Genomic DNA, 14387 nt, shown 5'->3' with positions numbered 1-14387 from the left:
CTTACAAACGCATATGAAAAGGATGAACTATGGCACGCAACCCCGATGATCTTCGTCGGAGCTCGAACGTTAACTTTTTTGTCGCAGCTTTTTCCGCGTACTTGGTCTATGCCGTGGATTTCTGGCCTCGCTGGATTTTCCTTGCCGCTGCCATTGGTTTCGTTCTCTATGGCTTGAAACTGCGTAAGGATGCCGATCGAATGGGAGACGGGCGGTGCGCCAAAGGTCGTTGACTCCACGGTTTCGGACTTGGTCGATAACAGCTAGTTTTCACTCGCTCGCCGTGTGATTGATTCACGAGGTCGCCCACCGCTTCTCGCCCCTCTCTTGCATCAAGGGCGGAGTGAATACGCGGTGTGTCTAGCGGATCCTCGCTCGCAATTCGGGCAACAAAAAGGACGAGGCTAGGTCAGCAGACCCAGCCTCGTACCCAAGAAAAAGGCGCCAACTGGCGACGTAGCGCTTACTTGTCCAGTGGAACGCGGTACACGTTCGTCTCACGCAACTCGAAACCGGCGCGCTGGTAGAGGCGGTTCGCTGCCTCGCGTGACGGACGGCTGGTCAGATCGACCGTGCGTGCGCCAACTTCCTGAGCATGGCGAATCGCGGCCTCAACGAGCGCCTGACCGGCACCCTGGCCACGAGCAGCTGAATCAACAACGACATCCTCGACCCAGGCGCGCACGCCGGTCGGGATCTCGAAGGTTGCCAGCGAGAGCATGCCGAGGATCGGGAAAGCGCCGGACTCGTCAGCCTTGTCGGAGCGGAAAACGAACAGGTGAACGCCGGGCTGAGAAATGAAACGCTCGCACCCAGCCGCGTCCAGTGGGGCAGCTGAACGGGACAGCTGAGGAATCAGGCGCTCCATCGCCTCGACGATTTCGGGGGACGATTCGGTGATGATCTCGATGGTCATAAGGGTCCTTTCACTTCGCGTCTTCACGCAATCCTGTCGCAATCTTGTCGCAATTCTACGGGCGAAGGCCACCCAAGGAAACGACCGTGATCGCCCTTCGAATGTCACGTCGCCTTATGCGTCCCAAACCGCGAGGTCAGACGAATAAACAGTTCGTGCTCTTTCGGCTGATCCGCATGGACCTAGCCGGCTTGCCCCGCGGTCGCGAGCAGTGAAATTGGAGCGGAAGGCCAGGGAGCGAAACCTGTCCGGCCTCGTACATGGGCGTTTCATATTTGGCGAAAACCCAACGTTTCTGCACGCGCTAGGACACACAGTAGAGCGAAATGTCGACGATCAACTTCGCAATCCAGAGCGGGATTCCGACGTGAGTCAGAAGTCAAAGGCCCACGTACGACGTGCCAACGAGCGTGACAGCGAGGGAAGCGTACCGGAGACCAGTTGAGACAAGAGTGCCAGGGCGAGCATGGAAAACCTTCCTATTAAGAGCAAAATTGCCGTTCGCGGAAACAATGCGAGCAATGATGACGGGTAGGGCCAGGCTGCCGATCACTGTGCGCAAGCCGAGGACTGTGACACGGTCGATGACCGCGCCGTTTTCCCCTGCTGAAACGTTTTCCATCTGCACCTCCCAAGAAAACTGTCGAACTTCCAATAGTTATCTTGGTCGGCACCTTAGTTGGTATCTTGGTCGGTTGTGTGAGGTCTGTTGTGCTAGTCAGGTCAGATTTGCTGGACGTGTTGTCGTAACGTAGCCATCGACACATACGACGGTTCGTGCGTCATACCGGACAGAACACATTCTGATGACACCTGTCAGAAAAGCGCTGTGAACCACCCGTTAAACTCGGACTATGCGCCACAGTGATGCTCCGGCCCTCGTACTTGCCAACCTTGGAACTCCGAAAACTCCGACGACTGCGGATGTCCGCACGTATTTGCGTGAGTTCCTCAGTGATCCGCGAGTCATTGAAATGCCGAAAGCTGTCTGGCGCCCGATCCTTGAGGGAGTGATCCTGCGCGTTCGACCGGCCCAATCCGCCGCGAAATATCGGACCGTGTGGCTGGATGAAGGATCCCCGCTACTGCACTACACGACACGTCAGGCGGAACTTCTGAGCGAACAGCTTGGAATGAAAGTCGTGCCCGCAATGCGCTACGGCCAGCCAAGCCTCGGAAGCGTCCTTGATGATCTGATGACGCAGGGCTATCGAAAGATCGCGATCCTGTCGGCCTACCCGCAGTATTCGGCGACCACGATTGCGTCCGTGAATGACGCGGCCGCCAAGTGGCTACTGTCGAGGCGCGAGCACCCTGAAATCCGGCTATCCCGTTCGTTTCCGACTGCGTCCACCTATATTGACGCGCTTGAAAGTCCAATCCGTGAGTCGTGGGAGCTCAACGGCACTCCGGACTTTGCCGGTGGTGACCGTCTGATCCTCTCGTTCCATTCAATTCCGGTTGCCATGTCGAAGAAGGGTGATCCCTACATTGACGAATGCAAGGAAACGGCTGCGCTTCTGCGTGAGCGACTGGGACTGAATGAAGAGTCCTGCATCGCTACTTTCCAGTCTGTTTTCGGTCCTGCCGAGTGGAATGGTCCGGCGACGATCGACACGGTTGGTGAACTCGGCAAGCAGGGGACGAGGCGCGTCGATATCATCTGCCCCGGCTTCGTTGCCGACTGTCTGGAGACCCTTGAAGAGATTGACCAGCTGAACCGTACAGCATTCACTGATGCGGGCGGATCAGAGTTCCACTACATTCCATGGGCCAATGAAGCGCAGCCTGCAATTGACGCATTGGCTGAGCAGGCGCGAAACCTGCTTGCCGGCTGGGGTGATTGAGGCCAAGCTGCGGCGTGCCGCAATTCCTGTTAGCCGTGGGGTGTACCAAGTGGAAATGGGGCATATTCATGGCCGAGAACTGGACGTTAGTCATTCTTGGCGGGAGTCGGAGGGATCGACCTCGGATTCGAAGAAACCGGCAAAGTAAAGACGATTTACGCCAATGAGTTCGATCCATATGCCGTTGAAACGTACGAACAGAACTTTGACCTCAAAGTAGGTGGGCGCGATATTCACGAGGTTCTGCCCGAAGAAGTACCCGATGCCGATATCTTTGTCGGTGGTTTCCCCTGTCAGGCTTTTTCAGTGGCGGGATATCGTCAAATATGGGCGAAGGAGGACACAACGTTCAAACTGGGGGCATGCGCCCAATTTCTGAGCTTGTCTCAGTGCTCAGCCAAGCCTGAGGCGATTGTAGTCAGCAACGCTCCAAGGCAATTGCAACCTCGGCGTGGCTTGATTGCTCCAGATGGATGTCAAATGGTCATTTTTGCCGATTTTTTCGGTACCGTTCGTTCTCGGAAATAAATCCACAACTTTTACACCCTCAAAATCGCCATTTTATCGACTTCGGACGTTCTCGGAAACAGGTCGATGTGGTTGTTCCTACTATATATAAGCGGACGCGCAGATTTTCCAATCGTCTCTACTCATCGCTCTGAGGGAATATGTCCGAAATCCCATCGTCTCGATTCTAATCATCATCGTGTTTACCGCCGCGTTAATACGGTTCTTTTTCTTTCCAGATCAGACCATCCTTTGTGCGATAATGCTGTCCGTGTGCGGGCACTGTATGCTCAGCCGGCGATGATCGCTCGTCTGGATAATCTCTACTGGAAGATGGGCTATCCAACTCATCCGAACTCGAATAATCGCTGTAGTCGTCATCAGAAGAACCACTGATATCTTCTTCTGACGAAGAGGAACTTGATCCACCGCCCGACTCGCTGGCGAGATATATTGCACCTACTCCAGCAATTATATACCCCGCAGCCTTTAATGCACCCGTAAGAACAGGATGCTTTTTACCAAATTCGTTTGCAACGTCAAAAATATGGGAAATCTTATTCTTATCACCAATGCCCTCATGTGTCTCAGGTGGAGCTACTGTAGGATTCTTTTGTGATATGTTTTCAGAGTGGTGCGACACATCCTCTTGTCGTGAAGGTTTTGTGTGCTCTGTAGAAGTTGTATCATGCTTGACCGTTTGTAGTTTTTCGCTATTATTCTGGCTCTCAATAACAGGACTGCATACCGGCTCACTAAGATTAATCGGAGCACAAGGAGTAGGTTTATTATCTCCGAAATCTACGAACTCTTTCGTTTCCGGATTATAGTACCAGTTAGTCGGATTCTGCCAACTTCCTTTATGTGCCTCCAGATGTTCATCTCTTGAAAGAAACTGAATATTATCCGGATCGCCCTGATACTCAGAATATTCAGCAGCGCTCTTCATGTGCTGGCCTTCAAAAGCACGTCCATTTTCGTCGTAGGCTTTTCCTTTTTCAGGATCAAGAATGTCCTTTTGCTGATCCTGCGACCAGTCCCGTGTTCCTTTGCCTTCAGCGACTAATTTTTGCTCTCTTTCCCAAGCAAGTCTTATCGCCTTATTTCTTTCCTTTATACTTGTTTTTGGCATAGGCTCACTCTCCTATACCAAGCAAGTCATAAAGGTCGTTCAAAAAAGTGTAAAAATCATCATAGGTCAGCTCGTCATCAACACTTCCTGCCTCGTGATTGTATATCGAAATTTTCTCTCCCGACTTCTCACATAATACCGGATCGCCTGAAGCTAATGCGCCGATGACAATGTAGTTTTCATCAGGCCTGTCATTTTCATTTACATCAATAACTGGCTTATGGGCCACACCGTAAAACTGGACTCCGGCTGGCAGAAATAATTCACCACCATCAGAGTGCAAAAGCCACTCTTTATACTTTTCAGGAAGTGTAATTTCATGTTCTTTCTCGAACCGAGTAATCTGTTCTTCTGTTGCTCCTTCGAGAAAAATCATCTTCCCTTGTTTGTTAAGCCTGTCAACGATGACTTTTAATTCTTCTATAATCATAAATTACGCTCCTTTGCATTACAGATCACTCGCAGTCCCTTTTTGCCACAGAGCGTTTTATCTGCTCAATGATAAATCAGCCCGATTGCCAGAAAAGTGGAGTATCACCGTATTTTATAGCTTATTACGCTCCGACCCTTGACATCAATACTGCCGTCTCCACATGATCCGTGTGCGGGAACATGTCGAATACGCGCGCTTCGAGGCCCCGATAGCTCGGCATTTCCGTCAAGTCGTGTGCGAGCGATTTCGGGTTGCACGACGAGTAGATGACTCGCGGGATTCCAGATTCGTTAATCCACGAGGCCAATTCTGAGCCGATCCCTCGACGTGGCGGGTTAATAACCAGCACGTCCGGTCGGCTTTCTTCGGGCTGGCGAGCAGCCCAAGCCGTCGCGTCCTTAGCGATGAACTGCGCGTCCGCGCGCCCCAGCTTCAACTGGCGAGCACCTTGAATTGCCGAAGCTATCGCCTGATCCGATACTTCCACGCCTGTTACGGGAGTAATGCCGGCTGCTGCCAAGTGAAGAGCGAAACCTCCGACCCCGCAGTAAAGATCCCAGGCTGAGCGAGGGCGGTCGGCCTCGTTATCCGAAACTGCCCATTCGGTGACCTGGCGGTACAACTCTCCGGCCACGTCCGTATTTGTCTGCGTGAATGAACGAGGCCCGAGCGCCAGCTGAACATCACCGACTGCCATCTTCAGTGTGCGACGCGTGGTCAGAATGATCTCGTCGGGACCTTCGACGATCGCTTCGTGTGTGGGGTGAATGTTTGCGGTGACGACCTCAATATGTGGTACCAAGTCAAACAAGTAGGGGAGCGCCTTGCAAATATCGGAGACGCGGTCGCGTGTGCGAAGCACGAAGCGACACATCAGAGCATTATCCACGCCGACGGTGAGTAGCACATACTTCAACTCGCCGCTCTTTGTGGGCACGTCATACGGCGTCAGGTTCAGCTGGCGAATAAAGCGCTTCAACCCCGGCGTCGCACGGTTAATTGCAGGATGCTGAATCGGACAATCCGGCAGGTCAACACCCCTGCGATCGCGTCCCAAAATGCCAAGAGTCGGCCGGCGCCTCGTGCCTCCGACGACCAACTTTGCGTTCGTGCGAAAGCCGGTCGGCGACGAGGCAACAGGGGGAAGCCATGCGATATCGGTGGCTCCAGCAACGTCGGCTAACTCGTCGCGAACACGCGTTGTCTTCGTGGCAAGCTGGTCGCCGTAAGGAACCTCAATATTCGTGCACGAGTGGCAGCGACCTGCATTCCAGTGCTGACAGAGAATGTCGCTTGTGGAACGCGGGGAAAGCCTGAGCTGGATCGAAGACACAAGGTCCGCCTATTCGCTGTAAGAGGGAGGGTCGGATACGTCTCAGTATTCTCTCACTCCTTGGCAGGTAAGACGGAAGTGAGTGTTCGCTGCCTTAAAGACAACGTCGCAGACTGTCATCTGATCGGTGATCGCGTTGGGGAAGTCGCCCGGAGTGGCTTGCTTTCGTGGTGATGTAACGTCGGTTGAGACCAAGAGCCTCGTAGTCAGCCTCTTCCATGATTCCAGTTGGGTTATCGTCGACGGGATCGCTGAAACCACCGGTAAGCGTTCGGTAATGTGTGAAGTCAAATACTGTCTTGACCTGCATAAACGTGTAAACATTGAGTTTTGGTGACTCAACTTTTCGTTTTCCTCTTGCGTGATGAAGTTCGGGTGTATAAAGTTGAGCCTGTCGGACTCAAGTAGGCGCCTCGCGCATACGGCAGTCCAAGAAATCTTCACATGCAGTCACCGGCGAAGCTGGGTGGCTGAACGAAAGGAACACATACATGGCACGTGCAGTAGGCATTGACCTCGGTACCACCAACTCCGCAATCGCTGTCCTCGAAGGCGGCGAACCCACAATCATCGCGAACGCAGAAGGCATGCGCACCACGCCTTCCGTTGTCGCATTCTCCAAGTCTGGCGAGGTCCTCGTCGGTGAAATCGCAAAGCGTCAGGCTGTGACCAACGTTGACCGTACGATCTCCTCGGTCAAGCGTCACATGGGCACCGACTGGAGCATCGAAATTGACGATAAGAAGTACACCGCTCAGGAAATCTCCGCGCGCATCCTCTCCAAGCTGAAGGCTGACGCGGAAGCATTCCTCGGCGAGCCCGTCACCGATGCTGTCATCACTGTCCCCGCCTACTTCAACGACGCTGAGCGTCAGGCAACGAAGGACGCAGGCCAGATCGCAGGCCTCAACGTCCAGCGCATCGTTAACGAGCCCACCGCAGCAGCGCTTGCATACGGCCTCGAAAAGGGCAAGGAAGATGAACTCATCCTGGTTTTCGACCTCGGTGGTGGAACCTTTGACGTCTCCCTGCTCGAAATCGGCAAGGATGACGACGGTTTCTCGACCATTCAGGTTCGCGCAACCTCCGGCGACAACCGCCTCGGTGGCGACGACTGGGATCAGCGCATCGTCAACTGGCTGATTGATCAGGTCAAGGCGAAGACTGGCGCGGACCTGTCTAAGGACACCGTCGCTCTGCAGCGTCTGAAGGAAACCGCTGAGCAGGCCAAGAAGGAACTCTCCAGCGCAACCTCGACTAACATCTCCCTGCAGTACCTGTCGATGACCGCAGACGGCCCGATCCACCTGGACGAGTCCCTGACCCGCGCAAAGTTCGAGGAGATGACCTCGGACCTGCTGGATCGCACCAAGAAGCCGTTCCACGACGTCATTGCCGAAGCCGGAATCTCCGTCAACGACATTGACCACGTGGTTCTGGTCGGTGGCTCCACCCGTATGCCTGCCGTTTCCGACGTGGTCAAGCAGCTGACCGGCGGCCGTGAACCGAACAAGGGTGTGAACCCCGATGAGGTTGTCGCCGTTGGCGCGGCCCTCCAGGCCGGCGTCATCCAGGGTGACCGCAAGGACGTCCTGTTGATCGACGTGACCCCGCTGAGCCTCGGTATCGAGACCAAGGGTGGCATCATGACCAAGTTGATCGATCGCAACACCGCGATCCCGACCAAGGCGTCCGAGGTCTTCTCGACCGCCGAAGATGGTCAGCCGTCCGTGCTCATTCAGGTCTACCAGGGTGAGCGTGAGTTCGCCCGGGACAACAAGCTGCTCGGCACCTTCGAGCTGTCCGGTATTGCGCCGGCTCCACGTGGCATCCCGCAGATTGAGGTCACCTTCGACATCGACGCCAACGGTATCGTCCACGTTTCCGCGAAGGACCGTGGCACCGGCAAGGAACAGTCCGTCACCATCACCGGTGGCTCCGCTCTTCCAAAGGAAGACATCGACCGCATGGTGAAGGAAGCTGAAGAGCACGCAGCCGAGGACAAGAAGCGCCGTGAAGACGCCGACACTCGTAACCAGGCTGAGCAGGTCGTTTACTCGATTGAGAAGCTCCTCAAGGACAACGACGAAACTGTCACCGAGGCGACCCGCACCGCGGTTCAGGCTGACGTTGACGCCGTCAAGGAAGCGCTCAAGGGTGAGGACACCGGGGCCGTGAAGTCAGCTCTCGAGAAGCTCAACGCTTCCGCGATGAAGATCGGCGAAGAGGTCTATGCCTCCCAGCAGGCGGCTGAAGCAGCAGGCACCGAGACTCCGGCTGGCGATGCCCCCGCAGCTGATGAAGACGTCATCGATGCTGAAATCGTGGATGAGGACGACACCAAGTGAGCGAAACTGAGAACCAGGGCTTCCAGTCCGGTCCCCAGGATCACAGCGATGCCAAGGTCAACGACCAGGCATCGCAGGCGCAGGTCGCACCGAGCTCGGACGAACAGTTCGCAGCCGGCGCGGCCGCGTCCGCATCAACCGGGGAAACTGCAGGCGAAGCCACCGCGCAGTTAGCTGACGAGGCACTGACTGACATGAGCGCCTTCGAGGAACAAGTTGAAGACTCGGACCTTGCAAACGCACTCGAGAAAATCGCTAACTTCGAAGACCAGCTGGCACGTGCGCACGCTGACCTGTACAACCTGAATCAGGAGTACTCGAACTACGTGCGCAGGGCGAAGGAAGCTGCTTCAGGCCACCGTGAATCCGGCCAGAGCGAAGTCATTGAAGCGCTCATCAGCGTTCTCGATGACATCGATGCGGCCCGCGCTCACGGGGAGCTCGAAGATGGCCCCTTTGCTGCGATTGCAACGAAGCTGGAAAGCGTTCTGGCCTCGCGCTTCAACCTGGAACGCTACGGCGCTGTAGGTGAAGAATTCGATCCCACTCAGCATGAGGCCCTGCTTGCCAACGTGAACCCAGAGGTTCAGGTAGCAACCATCGCCCAGATCCTCCAGCCCGGCTATCGTCGCGATGAAAAGATTCTACGTGCTGCGAAGGTCATGGTGGACAACCCTGAATAAACCACATACCCGTATCCGCCCAAACTCAAAGAATGATGGAGGTGAGTGAAAGTGAGCGGACAAGATTGGCTTGAAAAAGACTTCTATAAGACGCTGGGCGTAGCAAAAGATGCCGACCAAACAGCGATTAAGAAGGCCTACCGCAAGCTTGCTCGCCAGTATCACCCCGACCAGAATCCGGGTGATGAAAAGGCGGAAACCAAGTTCAAGGAAATCGGCGAAGCCTACGCGGTGCTGTCTGACGAGGAACAGCGTAAGCAATACGACGCGATCCGTGCCATGGGTGGAGGAGCTCGCTTCTCCGCCGGTGGCCCGGGTAGTGCCGGCTTCACAGATGCGTTCTCGTCGATGTTCGGTGGTCAAGGCACTAGCTTCAACTTCTCAACTTCCGGTTCGGGAGTCAATATCGAGGATCTCTTCGGAATGTTCGGTGGAGCGGCCGGTGGCTTCAACGCCGGCGGCCCTCAGCCGAACTACGGGGCTGGTACCCGCTTTGGTCACACCCCGCCACGTCCCAGGAAAGGCGCCGACCGAATCGCGTCGACGTCGATCACTTTCCGTGAGTCGCTCAAGGGAGCAACGCTCACCATGAAAGTCGACGGGAAGAAGAACACCGTTCGTATCCCCGCAGGCATTAAAGAAGGTCAGAAGGTTCGTCTTCGTGGCAAAGGAATGCCCGGGGAAAACGGTGGCCAGTCCGGCGACCTTCAGGTGACGATCCACGTTGAGCCCCATCCGGTATTCACCCGGGATGGCGACAATCTGCGCGTGAGAGTTCCCGTGACGTTCGCCGAAGCGGCCTTGGGTACGAAGATCGACGTTCCACTGATCGATGGGAATACCGTGACTGTGAAGGTGCCTGCTGGAACTCAATCAGGCGCGGTTCTACGCGTGCGCAAACGCGGTGTTGAAACCGCGAAGCACACGGGTGACCTGCTGATCGAGATCATGGTTGCCGTTCCAGACCACCTGACCAAGGAACAGAAAGATGCCGTGAAGGCACTTGCTGACTCTTTTGATCACCAGGACGTGCGAGCCACCCTGATGGAGAAGGCGAAGGAGTGACCGATGGTCAGGCGGCGTTCTTCCGATTCTGATGACGCACTGACGTTCGTTATTTCAGTGGCGGCTGAGCTTGCAGGCATGCACCCGCAGACTCTTCGTCAATACGATCGCCTCGGTTTGGTGACGCCCGCGCGCACAAAGGGCAGAGGACGTCGCTACTCGCAACGCGACGTTCAACGTCTGCGCGAGGTACAGAGGATGAGCCAGGATGAAGGCATCAATCTTGCTGGAATCCAGCGGATCCTTGAACTTGAACGCCGAGTGGAAAGCCTCGAAGCTGAGCGCGTCGCGCTGTGCCAGCGGATCGAAGAACTTGAAGCTCGTCAAGATCGAGTCTTCGCCGCGTCCGCAAACGGCGTGGTGTCGCCGATGCGTCGCGGTGAGCGCCCGTGGGTTAATCCTTCTGCCCGCGATGGGCAAGGGAGGGAAATCTCTATCTGGCGTCCAATCCGTACTGCAAGCCCGTACCCGGAACGCACAATCCGGGCTGTTATCGAAGCAGGACCTTCGGGTGTCAGGGTGATCGACGGGACGATTTCCGTCGTCGACTAATCGCCATAACCTCTGCATCTTCGGGGCGAGCGTTGACAATAGTCACGCTCGCCCCGAAGTGTATTTGCGCAGATAGTTCTACACTCGCGTTAGGGTTACCCCATGAGTTCTCACGATTCGTCGGCGCACCGACTGCCGATGCGCGCCCAACTTGCACTCGGTGCGGGCACACTTGCCCGCACGGCCTCGCGAATTCTGGGACGAGGATCAGGCGGAATGATCGGCGGTGAAGTCGCCAGCCGTATCTACCCGAATATTCTGTCGGAACTTGCAGTCCCGATGGACTCCGTGATCGTGTCAGGGACGAACGGCAAGTCAACGACCAACCGATTCGTTCGCGCGGCCCTTGAAACAGCAGGTCAGGTTGCCTCGAACGTGAATGGCGACAACATGGGCTCGGGTATTATCACCGCGCTGATGAGCACGCCGACCGCGCCACACGCGGCCCTCGAAGTTGATGAGATGCACGTGCCCGCCGTTGCAGCGCACGTTTCGCCCAAAGTTTTTGTCTTCCTCAATCTGTCTCGCGATCAGCTGGATCGCGTCGGTGAAATTGGTTCGGTTGAACGCCGTCTGCGTCAGGCAGTTGAAGAAAACCCTGATTCCCTTGTTGTTGCGAACTGTGATGATCCGCTGATCGTGTCGGCAGCCTGCGAAGCGCGAAACGTTGTCTGGGTTGCCGCGGGCGCCGGATGGGGAGACGACTCCGTGGCCTATCCGCGCGGTGGCAGGGTTGTTCGTGACTCCGATTCGTGGCATCTCATTGAAGCTTTCCTCGGCGAAGAACTCCCCGAACTTCGCCAGCGTCCCACGCCAGACTGGACAATCGGCAACATCGATTTGATGCCGGAAGGAGCAAGCGGGCCCTCGGCAATTCTGTACGGACCAAACGACGTTCGCGTTCCTTTGCACCTGCAGCTCCCGGGGCGCGCAAACCTTGGCAACGCTGCCCAGGCGGTAGCGGCCGCGGTCGCGTTGGGGATTGATCCGCAGGTGGCCGCCAACGCGATCGGTCAAGTGCGTCAGGTTGCCGGACGGTATTCCATTCATGACGTTGATGGGCGTCGCGCTCGCATCATGTTGGCGAAGAATCCGGCAGGCTGGCAAGAAGCGATGACGATGGTTGACCCGCGTGTCAAACAGGTCGTGATTGCAGTCAACGGCCAGGTTCCGGACGGGCAGGATCTCTCGTGGCTCTGGGATGTCGACTTCTCCGTGTTGTCCGCGTCCGACGATCGTCGCATTGTCGCGTGCGGTGAACGAGGCGCCGACTTGGCCGTCCGCCTTGAATACGCGGGAATTCACTGCGATCTTGCGCCACTACCCATGGACGCCTTGAAGCTCCTTGAGCCCGGCAAGGTTGAAATGTTGCTGAACTACACGGCTCTTCGAGACTTTAAAGTAATCCTTGATGCTCGCCAGAAATCAGCAACTGGACGATAGGAGGGTGGACGATGAGTGAATCAACCCTGCGAATCGGGGTCTTGTTTCCCGACGTGCTGGGCACCTACGGAGATACGGGCAATGCTCTGATTCTGGCAGAGCGCGCCCGCCGTCGAGGTATCGATGCGGAACTAGTGACAGTGTCTTTGAACGAAGACATCCCAGCAGAACTGGATCTTTACACTCTCGGCGGTGGCGAAGACACTGCGCAGTCACTGGCGGCTCAGAAATTCCGCGACGACTCGGGCTTGCTTCACGCCTTGGACGCCGGCAAGCCACTTCTTGCCATCTGCGCCTCATTGCAGGTTTTGGGGCACTGGTATCGCGATGCGCGCGACGAGCGAGTCGAAGGCCTCGGCGTTCTTGATGTCACCACGGATCCGCAGGGGCATCGTGCAATTGGCGAGCTTGTCTGTGAACCCCTTCTTGAAGGACTGACCCAGCCAATGAGCGGTTTTGAAAACCACGGTGGTGGGACGGTTCTTGGGCCCAACGCGCGTCCGCTTGGTCGCGTCATTGCGGGCGTTGGCAACGGAACTCCCGAAGGGATGACACCGGAGCCTATTGCCTACGATGGTGTCGTTCAAGGATCCGTTATTGCTACCTATATGCATGGACCCGTTTTAGCTCGAAATCCTGAGCTTGCCGACTTGCTTCTTACTCGCGCTACAGGGCTTGAACTGGCGCCACTTGATGTTCCAGGCGTCGAAGCTCTGCGCGCTGAACGTTTGGATTTTGCGTGCCGCTGATCAGCGTGCTTTGCGCTGTTGTCTACGGAAAATCAGGGTTTGATCGGGGTTGCTCCCCAAAGACAGGGCGCTTCTTCACCGATACGATGGATAAGAATTGACTATCGATCTGGAGGATTGATGACCCCTGAAATGAACACCGATCCGACTGGTAGCCAGCCGAATGGTGGTTTCGCGACCGGTTTCAACGGACAAGCCCCTCAGGCTTCATCCCAAACACCGTGGCCTCAGTACGGCGAGGTCTCCGGTTCATCGAATCCAACCTACGGTTCTTACGCGGGTGGGACGTTCAATGATGGTGGCGCGGGCTACCCGCAGGGTGCGCAAGCGCAGTGGAATTCTGATGCACCTCAGTACCCGGGTCAGCCGATGAATCAGCCGATGGGACAGCCCTATGGCGGCCAACAGGCTGGTGGCCCCAACGTTGCTGGAATGCCGATGCCGGGTGTGCCTCAGAAGCTTCCTAGCCGTGCCGGTTCGATCATCATGATGGTCGTTGGCTTGCTGATGATGTTTATCGTTGCCCCGATTTCCCTGTTGGTGGGCGCTCTGGCTGGTCTCGATCTTGACGGTGTTATTGCTGGAACGAATGAGATCCGCTCTGGCGACACAATCACCATCGGTGACGGCGGATCGCTGATGGTGACGGCCTCACGTTCGGATCCTTCGGCTTACGCGGGCACCCTCTACTCGTGTAAGGTCACCTCGGTTGAAACGGACACCGAATATAAGATGACGACGAGTGCGACGGACACTTTCTACATTGATGGTCTGGCGCCCGGAAATTACGTCGTTGAATGTGAGGGTGAAACCACTAGATTGATGGCAATTTCTGGTGTTACCGCCGACGATTTGGTGGGGGCTGGAATGTCGGGAGTTGCTTGGGCGACGGGAATCGGAATTCTTGGTCTGATCCTACTGATTGCCGGCATCATCTGGCTGGTGGTGACGAATCGTAAGCGTTCGCAAATCCGCGCCACTCAGATAGGTTCGCCGTATCAGTGGCAGTGATGTCCTGACAGTTTCTTTCGCGTGAGGGCGAGGCTGGTAGTGATACCGCCTCGCCCTCACGTCCACCCTGGGTGTTTTCCTCGGCGTCGACGAGGTTCTTCTTGGTTCGCTTCTTCCAGAGTGACAGGGAAGATCCTCTTCACTGAAAAACTGCGAGGGCGTTCGTGTTTCTTTTCCGGGACTGTCAGTCGCCGAGCGTTTGGAAGAGGGATGCCCACGAGGGTGCATGGCGCTGTTTTGGGCTTTAAATGAAGAAGATGCCAGCATTCATATCAAGATTCTGACATGGACCATGTACACACTAGATTGACGCTAAATGCACGATGATTTCTACATGGTCTCTTCTAGACTGGGAACAATGGTGGGGC

General features: G+C 55.9%; 17 protein-coding genes. 11 read left to right on the top strand and 6 right to left on the bottom strand.

All coding sequences use genetic code 11. The features are described from left to right. Nucleotides 1–29 precede the first annotated feature (29 nt). Complete coding sequence (locus AC5RE1_RS06940; protein WP_006680275.1) at nucleotides 30–233, top strand: hypothetical protein; 204 nt, start codon at nucleotides 30–32, stop codon at nucleotides 231–233. 230 nt (nucleotides 234–463) lie between these two features. Here AC5RE1_RS06940 and AC5RE1_RS06935 read toward each other — a convergent pair whose 3' ends face one another. Next, the gene (locus AC5RE1_RS06935; protein ID WP_006680274.1) at nucleotides 464–916 is read right to left on the bottom strand and encodes a GNAT family N-acetyltransferase; all 453 of its coding nucleotides are present in this window, start codon (nucleotides 914–916) and stop codon (nucleotides 464–466) included. 86 nt (nucleotides 917–1002) lie between these two features. Here AC5RE1_RS06935 and AC5RE1_RS06930 point away from each other — a divergent pair, with 86 nt between their 5' ends. Next, nucleotides 1003–1131 (top strand): hypothetical protein, encoded by a 129-nt coding sequence (locus AC5RE1_RS06930; protein WP_285068187.1) that lies wholly within the window; start codon nucleotides 1003–1005, stop codon nucleotides 1129–1131. A 164-nt stretch (nucleotides 1132–1295) separates the two neighbouring features. On the opposite strand, the gene AC5RE1_RS06925 is transcribed toward AC5RE1_RS06930, so the two are convergent. Further along, a complete protein-coding gene (locus tag AC5RE1_RS06925) occupies nucleotides 1296–1538 on the bottom strand; it encodes a hypothetical protein (RefSeq protein ID WP_006680273.1) in 243 nt (80 codons plus the stop codon). Nucleotides 1539–1770: 232 nt separating this feature from the next. Between AC5RE1_RS06925 and hemH the strand changes: the two genes are divergently transcribed. Both hemH and AC5RE1_RS06915 read left to right on the top strand, forming a co-directional pair. Then, entirely contained in the window at nucleotides 1771–2763 is a 993-nt protein-coding gene (hemH, locus tag AC5RE1_RS06920; RefSeq protein ID WP_103632470.1) for a ferrochelatase, read from the top strand. 96 nt (nucleotides 2764–2859) lie between these two features. Continuing rightward, a complete protein-coding gene (locus tag AC5RE1_RS06915; protein ID WP_493938490.1) occupies nucleotides 2860–3291 on the top strand; it encodes a DNA cytosine methyltransferase in 432 nt (143 codons plus the stop codon). Between the two features lie 193 nt (nucleotides 3292–3484). Here AC5RE1_RS06915 and AC5RE1_RS06910 read toward each other — a convergent pair whose 3' ends face one another. From AC5RE1_RS06910 to AC5RE1_RS06895, 4 genes are all read right to left on the bottom strand, one after another. Then, nucleotides 3485–4402, bottom strand: coding sequence for a hypothetical protein (locus tag AC5RE1_RS06910; RefSeq protein ID WP_493938489.1), 918 nt, complete (start codon nucleotides 4400–4402; stop codon nucleotides 3485–3487). Between the two features lie 4 nt (nucleotides 4403–4406). Continuing rightward, on the bottom strand, nucleotides 4407–4832 hold the full coding sequence (locus tag AC5RE1_RS06905) for an SMI1/KNR4 family protein (protein ID WP_006680269.1): 426 nt from the start codon (nucleotides 4830–4832) through the stop codon (nucleotides 4407–4409). A gap of 124 nt (nucleotides 4833–4956) precedes the next feature. Next, nucleotides 4957–6123: a methyltransferase domain-containing protein gene (locus tag AC5RE1_RS06900; protein WP_493938497.1), complete on the bottom strand. Its 1167-nt coding sequence runs from the start codon at nucleotides 6121–6123 to the stop codon at nucleotides 4957–4959. A gap of 139 nt (nucleotides 6124–6262) precedes the next feature. After that, the gene (locus AC5RE1_RS06895; RefSeq protein WP_493938488.1) at nucleotides 6263–6478 is read right to left on the bottom strand and encodes a hypothetical protein; all 216 of its coding nucleotides are present in this window, start codon (nucleotides 6476–6478) and stop codon (nucleotides 6263–6265) included. Between the two features lie 181 nt (nucleotides 6479–6659). Here AC5RE1_RS06895 and dnaK point away from each other — a divergent pair, with 181 nt between their 5' ends. From dnaK to AC5RE1_RS06860, 7 genes are all read left to right on the top strand, one after another. After that, nucleotides 6660–8516, top strand: a complete 1857-nt coding sequence (gene dnaK / locus AC5RE1_RS06890) for a molecular chaperone DnaK (RefSeq protein ID WP_493938487.1) — start codon at nucleotides 6660–6662, stop codon at nucleotides 8514–8516. Then, entirely contained in the window at nucleotides 8513–9199 is a 687-nt protein-coding gene (locus tag AC5RE1_RS06885; protein ID WP_285068184.1) for a nucleotide exchange factor GrpE, read from the top strand. Before dnaK ends, AC5RE1_RS06885 begins: the two co-directional genes overlap by 4 nt. A 51-nt stretch (nucleotides 9200–9250) precedes the next feature. Next, nucleotides 9251–10264 (top strand): DnaJ C-terminal domain-containing protein, encoded by a 1014-nt coding sequence (locus AC5RE1_RS06880; protein ID WP_006680265.1) that lies wholly within the window; start codon nucleotides 9251–9253, stop codon nucleotides 10262–10264. A gap of 3 nt (nucleotides 10265–10267) precedes the next feature. Continuing rightward, nucleotides 10268–10816, top strand: a complete 549-nt coding sequence (locus AC5RE1_RS06875) for a heat shock protein transcriptional repressor HspR (RefSeq protein WP_006680264.1) — start codon at nucleotides 10268–10270, stop codon at nucleotides 10814–10816. A 102-nt stretch (nucleotides 10817–10918) separates the two neighbouring features. Then, nucleotides 10919–12259: a Mur ligase family protein gene (locus AC5RE1_RS06870; protein WP_006680263.1), complete on the top strand. Its 1341-nt coding sequence runs from the start codon at nucleotides 10919–10921 to the stop codon at nucleotides 12257–12259. A gap of 11 nt (nucleotides 12260–12270) precedes the next feature. Next, nucleotides 12271–13008, top strand: a complete 738-nt coding sequence (locus AC5RE1_RS06865) for a type 1 glutamine amidotransferase (RefSeq protein WP_006680262.1) — start codon at nucleotides 12271–12273, stop codon at nucleotides 13006–13008. Nucleotides 13009–13128: 120 nt separating this feature from the next. Next, nucleotides 13129–14019, top strand: coding sequence for a hypothetical protein (locus tag AC5RE1_RS06860; RefSeq protein WP_006680261.1), 891 nt, complete (start codon nucleotides 13129–13131; stop codon nucleotides 14017–14019). Nucleotides 14020–14387 lie beyond the last annotated feature (368 nt).

It is taken from the genome of Actinotignum sp. usb-actsch-rep-73 (assembly GCF_059082735.1).
The sequence above is the reverse complement of the archived record's forward strand: the minus strand, read 5'-3'. Positions and strand labels throughout refer to the sequence as shown.

Bases quoted from the DNA above. Each gene is read 5' to 3' on its own strand.
- AC5RE1_RS06875 (WP_006680264.1), top strand. From the start codon at position 10,268: ATGGTCAGGCGGCGTTCTTCCGATTCTGATGACGCACTGACGTTCGTT.
- hemH (WP_103632470.1), top strand. From the start codon at position 1,771: ATGCGCCACAGTGATGCTCCGGCCCTCGTACTTGCCAACCTTGGAACT.
- AC5RE1_RS06870 (WP_006680263.1), top strand. From the start codon at position 10,919: ATGAGTTCTCACGATTCGTCGGCGCACCGACTGCCGATGCGCGCCCAA.
- AC5RE1_RS06940 (WP_006680275.1), top strand. From the start codon at position 30: ATGGCACGCAACCCCGATGATCTTCGTCGGAGCTCGAACGTTAACTTT.
- dnaK (WP_493938487.1), top strand. From the start codon at position 6,660: ATGGCACGTGCAGTAGGCATTGACCTCGGTACCACCAACTCCGCAATC.
- AC5RE1_RS06860 (WP_006680261.1), top strand. From the start codon at position 13,129: ATGACCCCTGAAATGAACACCGATCCGACTGGTAGCCAGCCGAATGGT.
- AC5RE1_RS06935 (WP_006680274.1), bottom strand. From the start codon at position 916: ATGACCATCGAGATCATCACCGAATCGTCCCCCGAAATCGTCGAGGCG.
- AC5RE1_RS06910 (WP_493938489.1), bottom strand. From the start codon at position 4,402: ATGCCAAAAACAAGTATAAAGGAAAGAAATAAGGCGATAAGACTTGCT.
- AC5RE1_RS06905 (WP_006680269.1), bottom strand. From the start codon at position 4,832: ATGATTATAGAAGAATTAAAAGTCATCGTTGACAGGCTTAACAAACAA.
- AC5RE1_RS06895 (WP_493938488.1), bottom strand. From the start codon at position 6,478: ATGCAGGTCAAGACAGTATTTGACTTCACACATTACCGAACGCTTACC.
- AC5RE1_RS06865 (WP_006680262.1), top strand. From the start codon at position 12,271: ATGAGTGAATCAACCCTGCGAATCGGGGTCTTGTTTCCCGACGTGCTG.
- AC5RE1_RS06925 (WP_006680273.1), bottom strand. From the start codon at position 1,538: ATGGAAAACGTTTCAGCAGGGGAAAACGGCGCGGTCATCGACCGTGTC.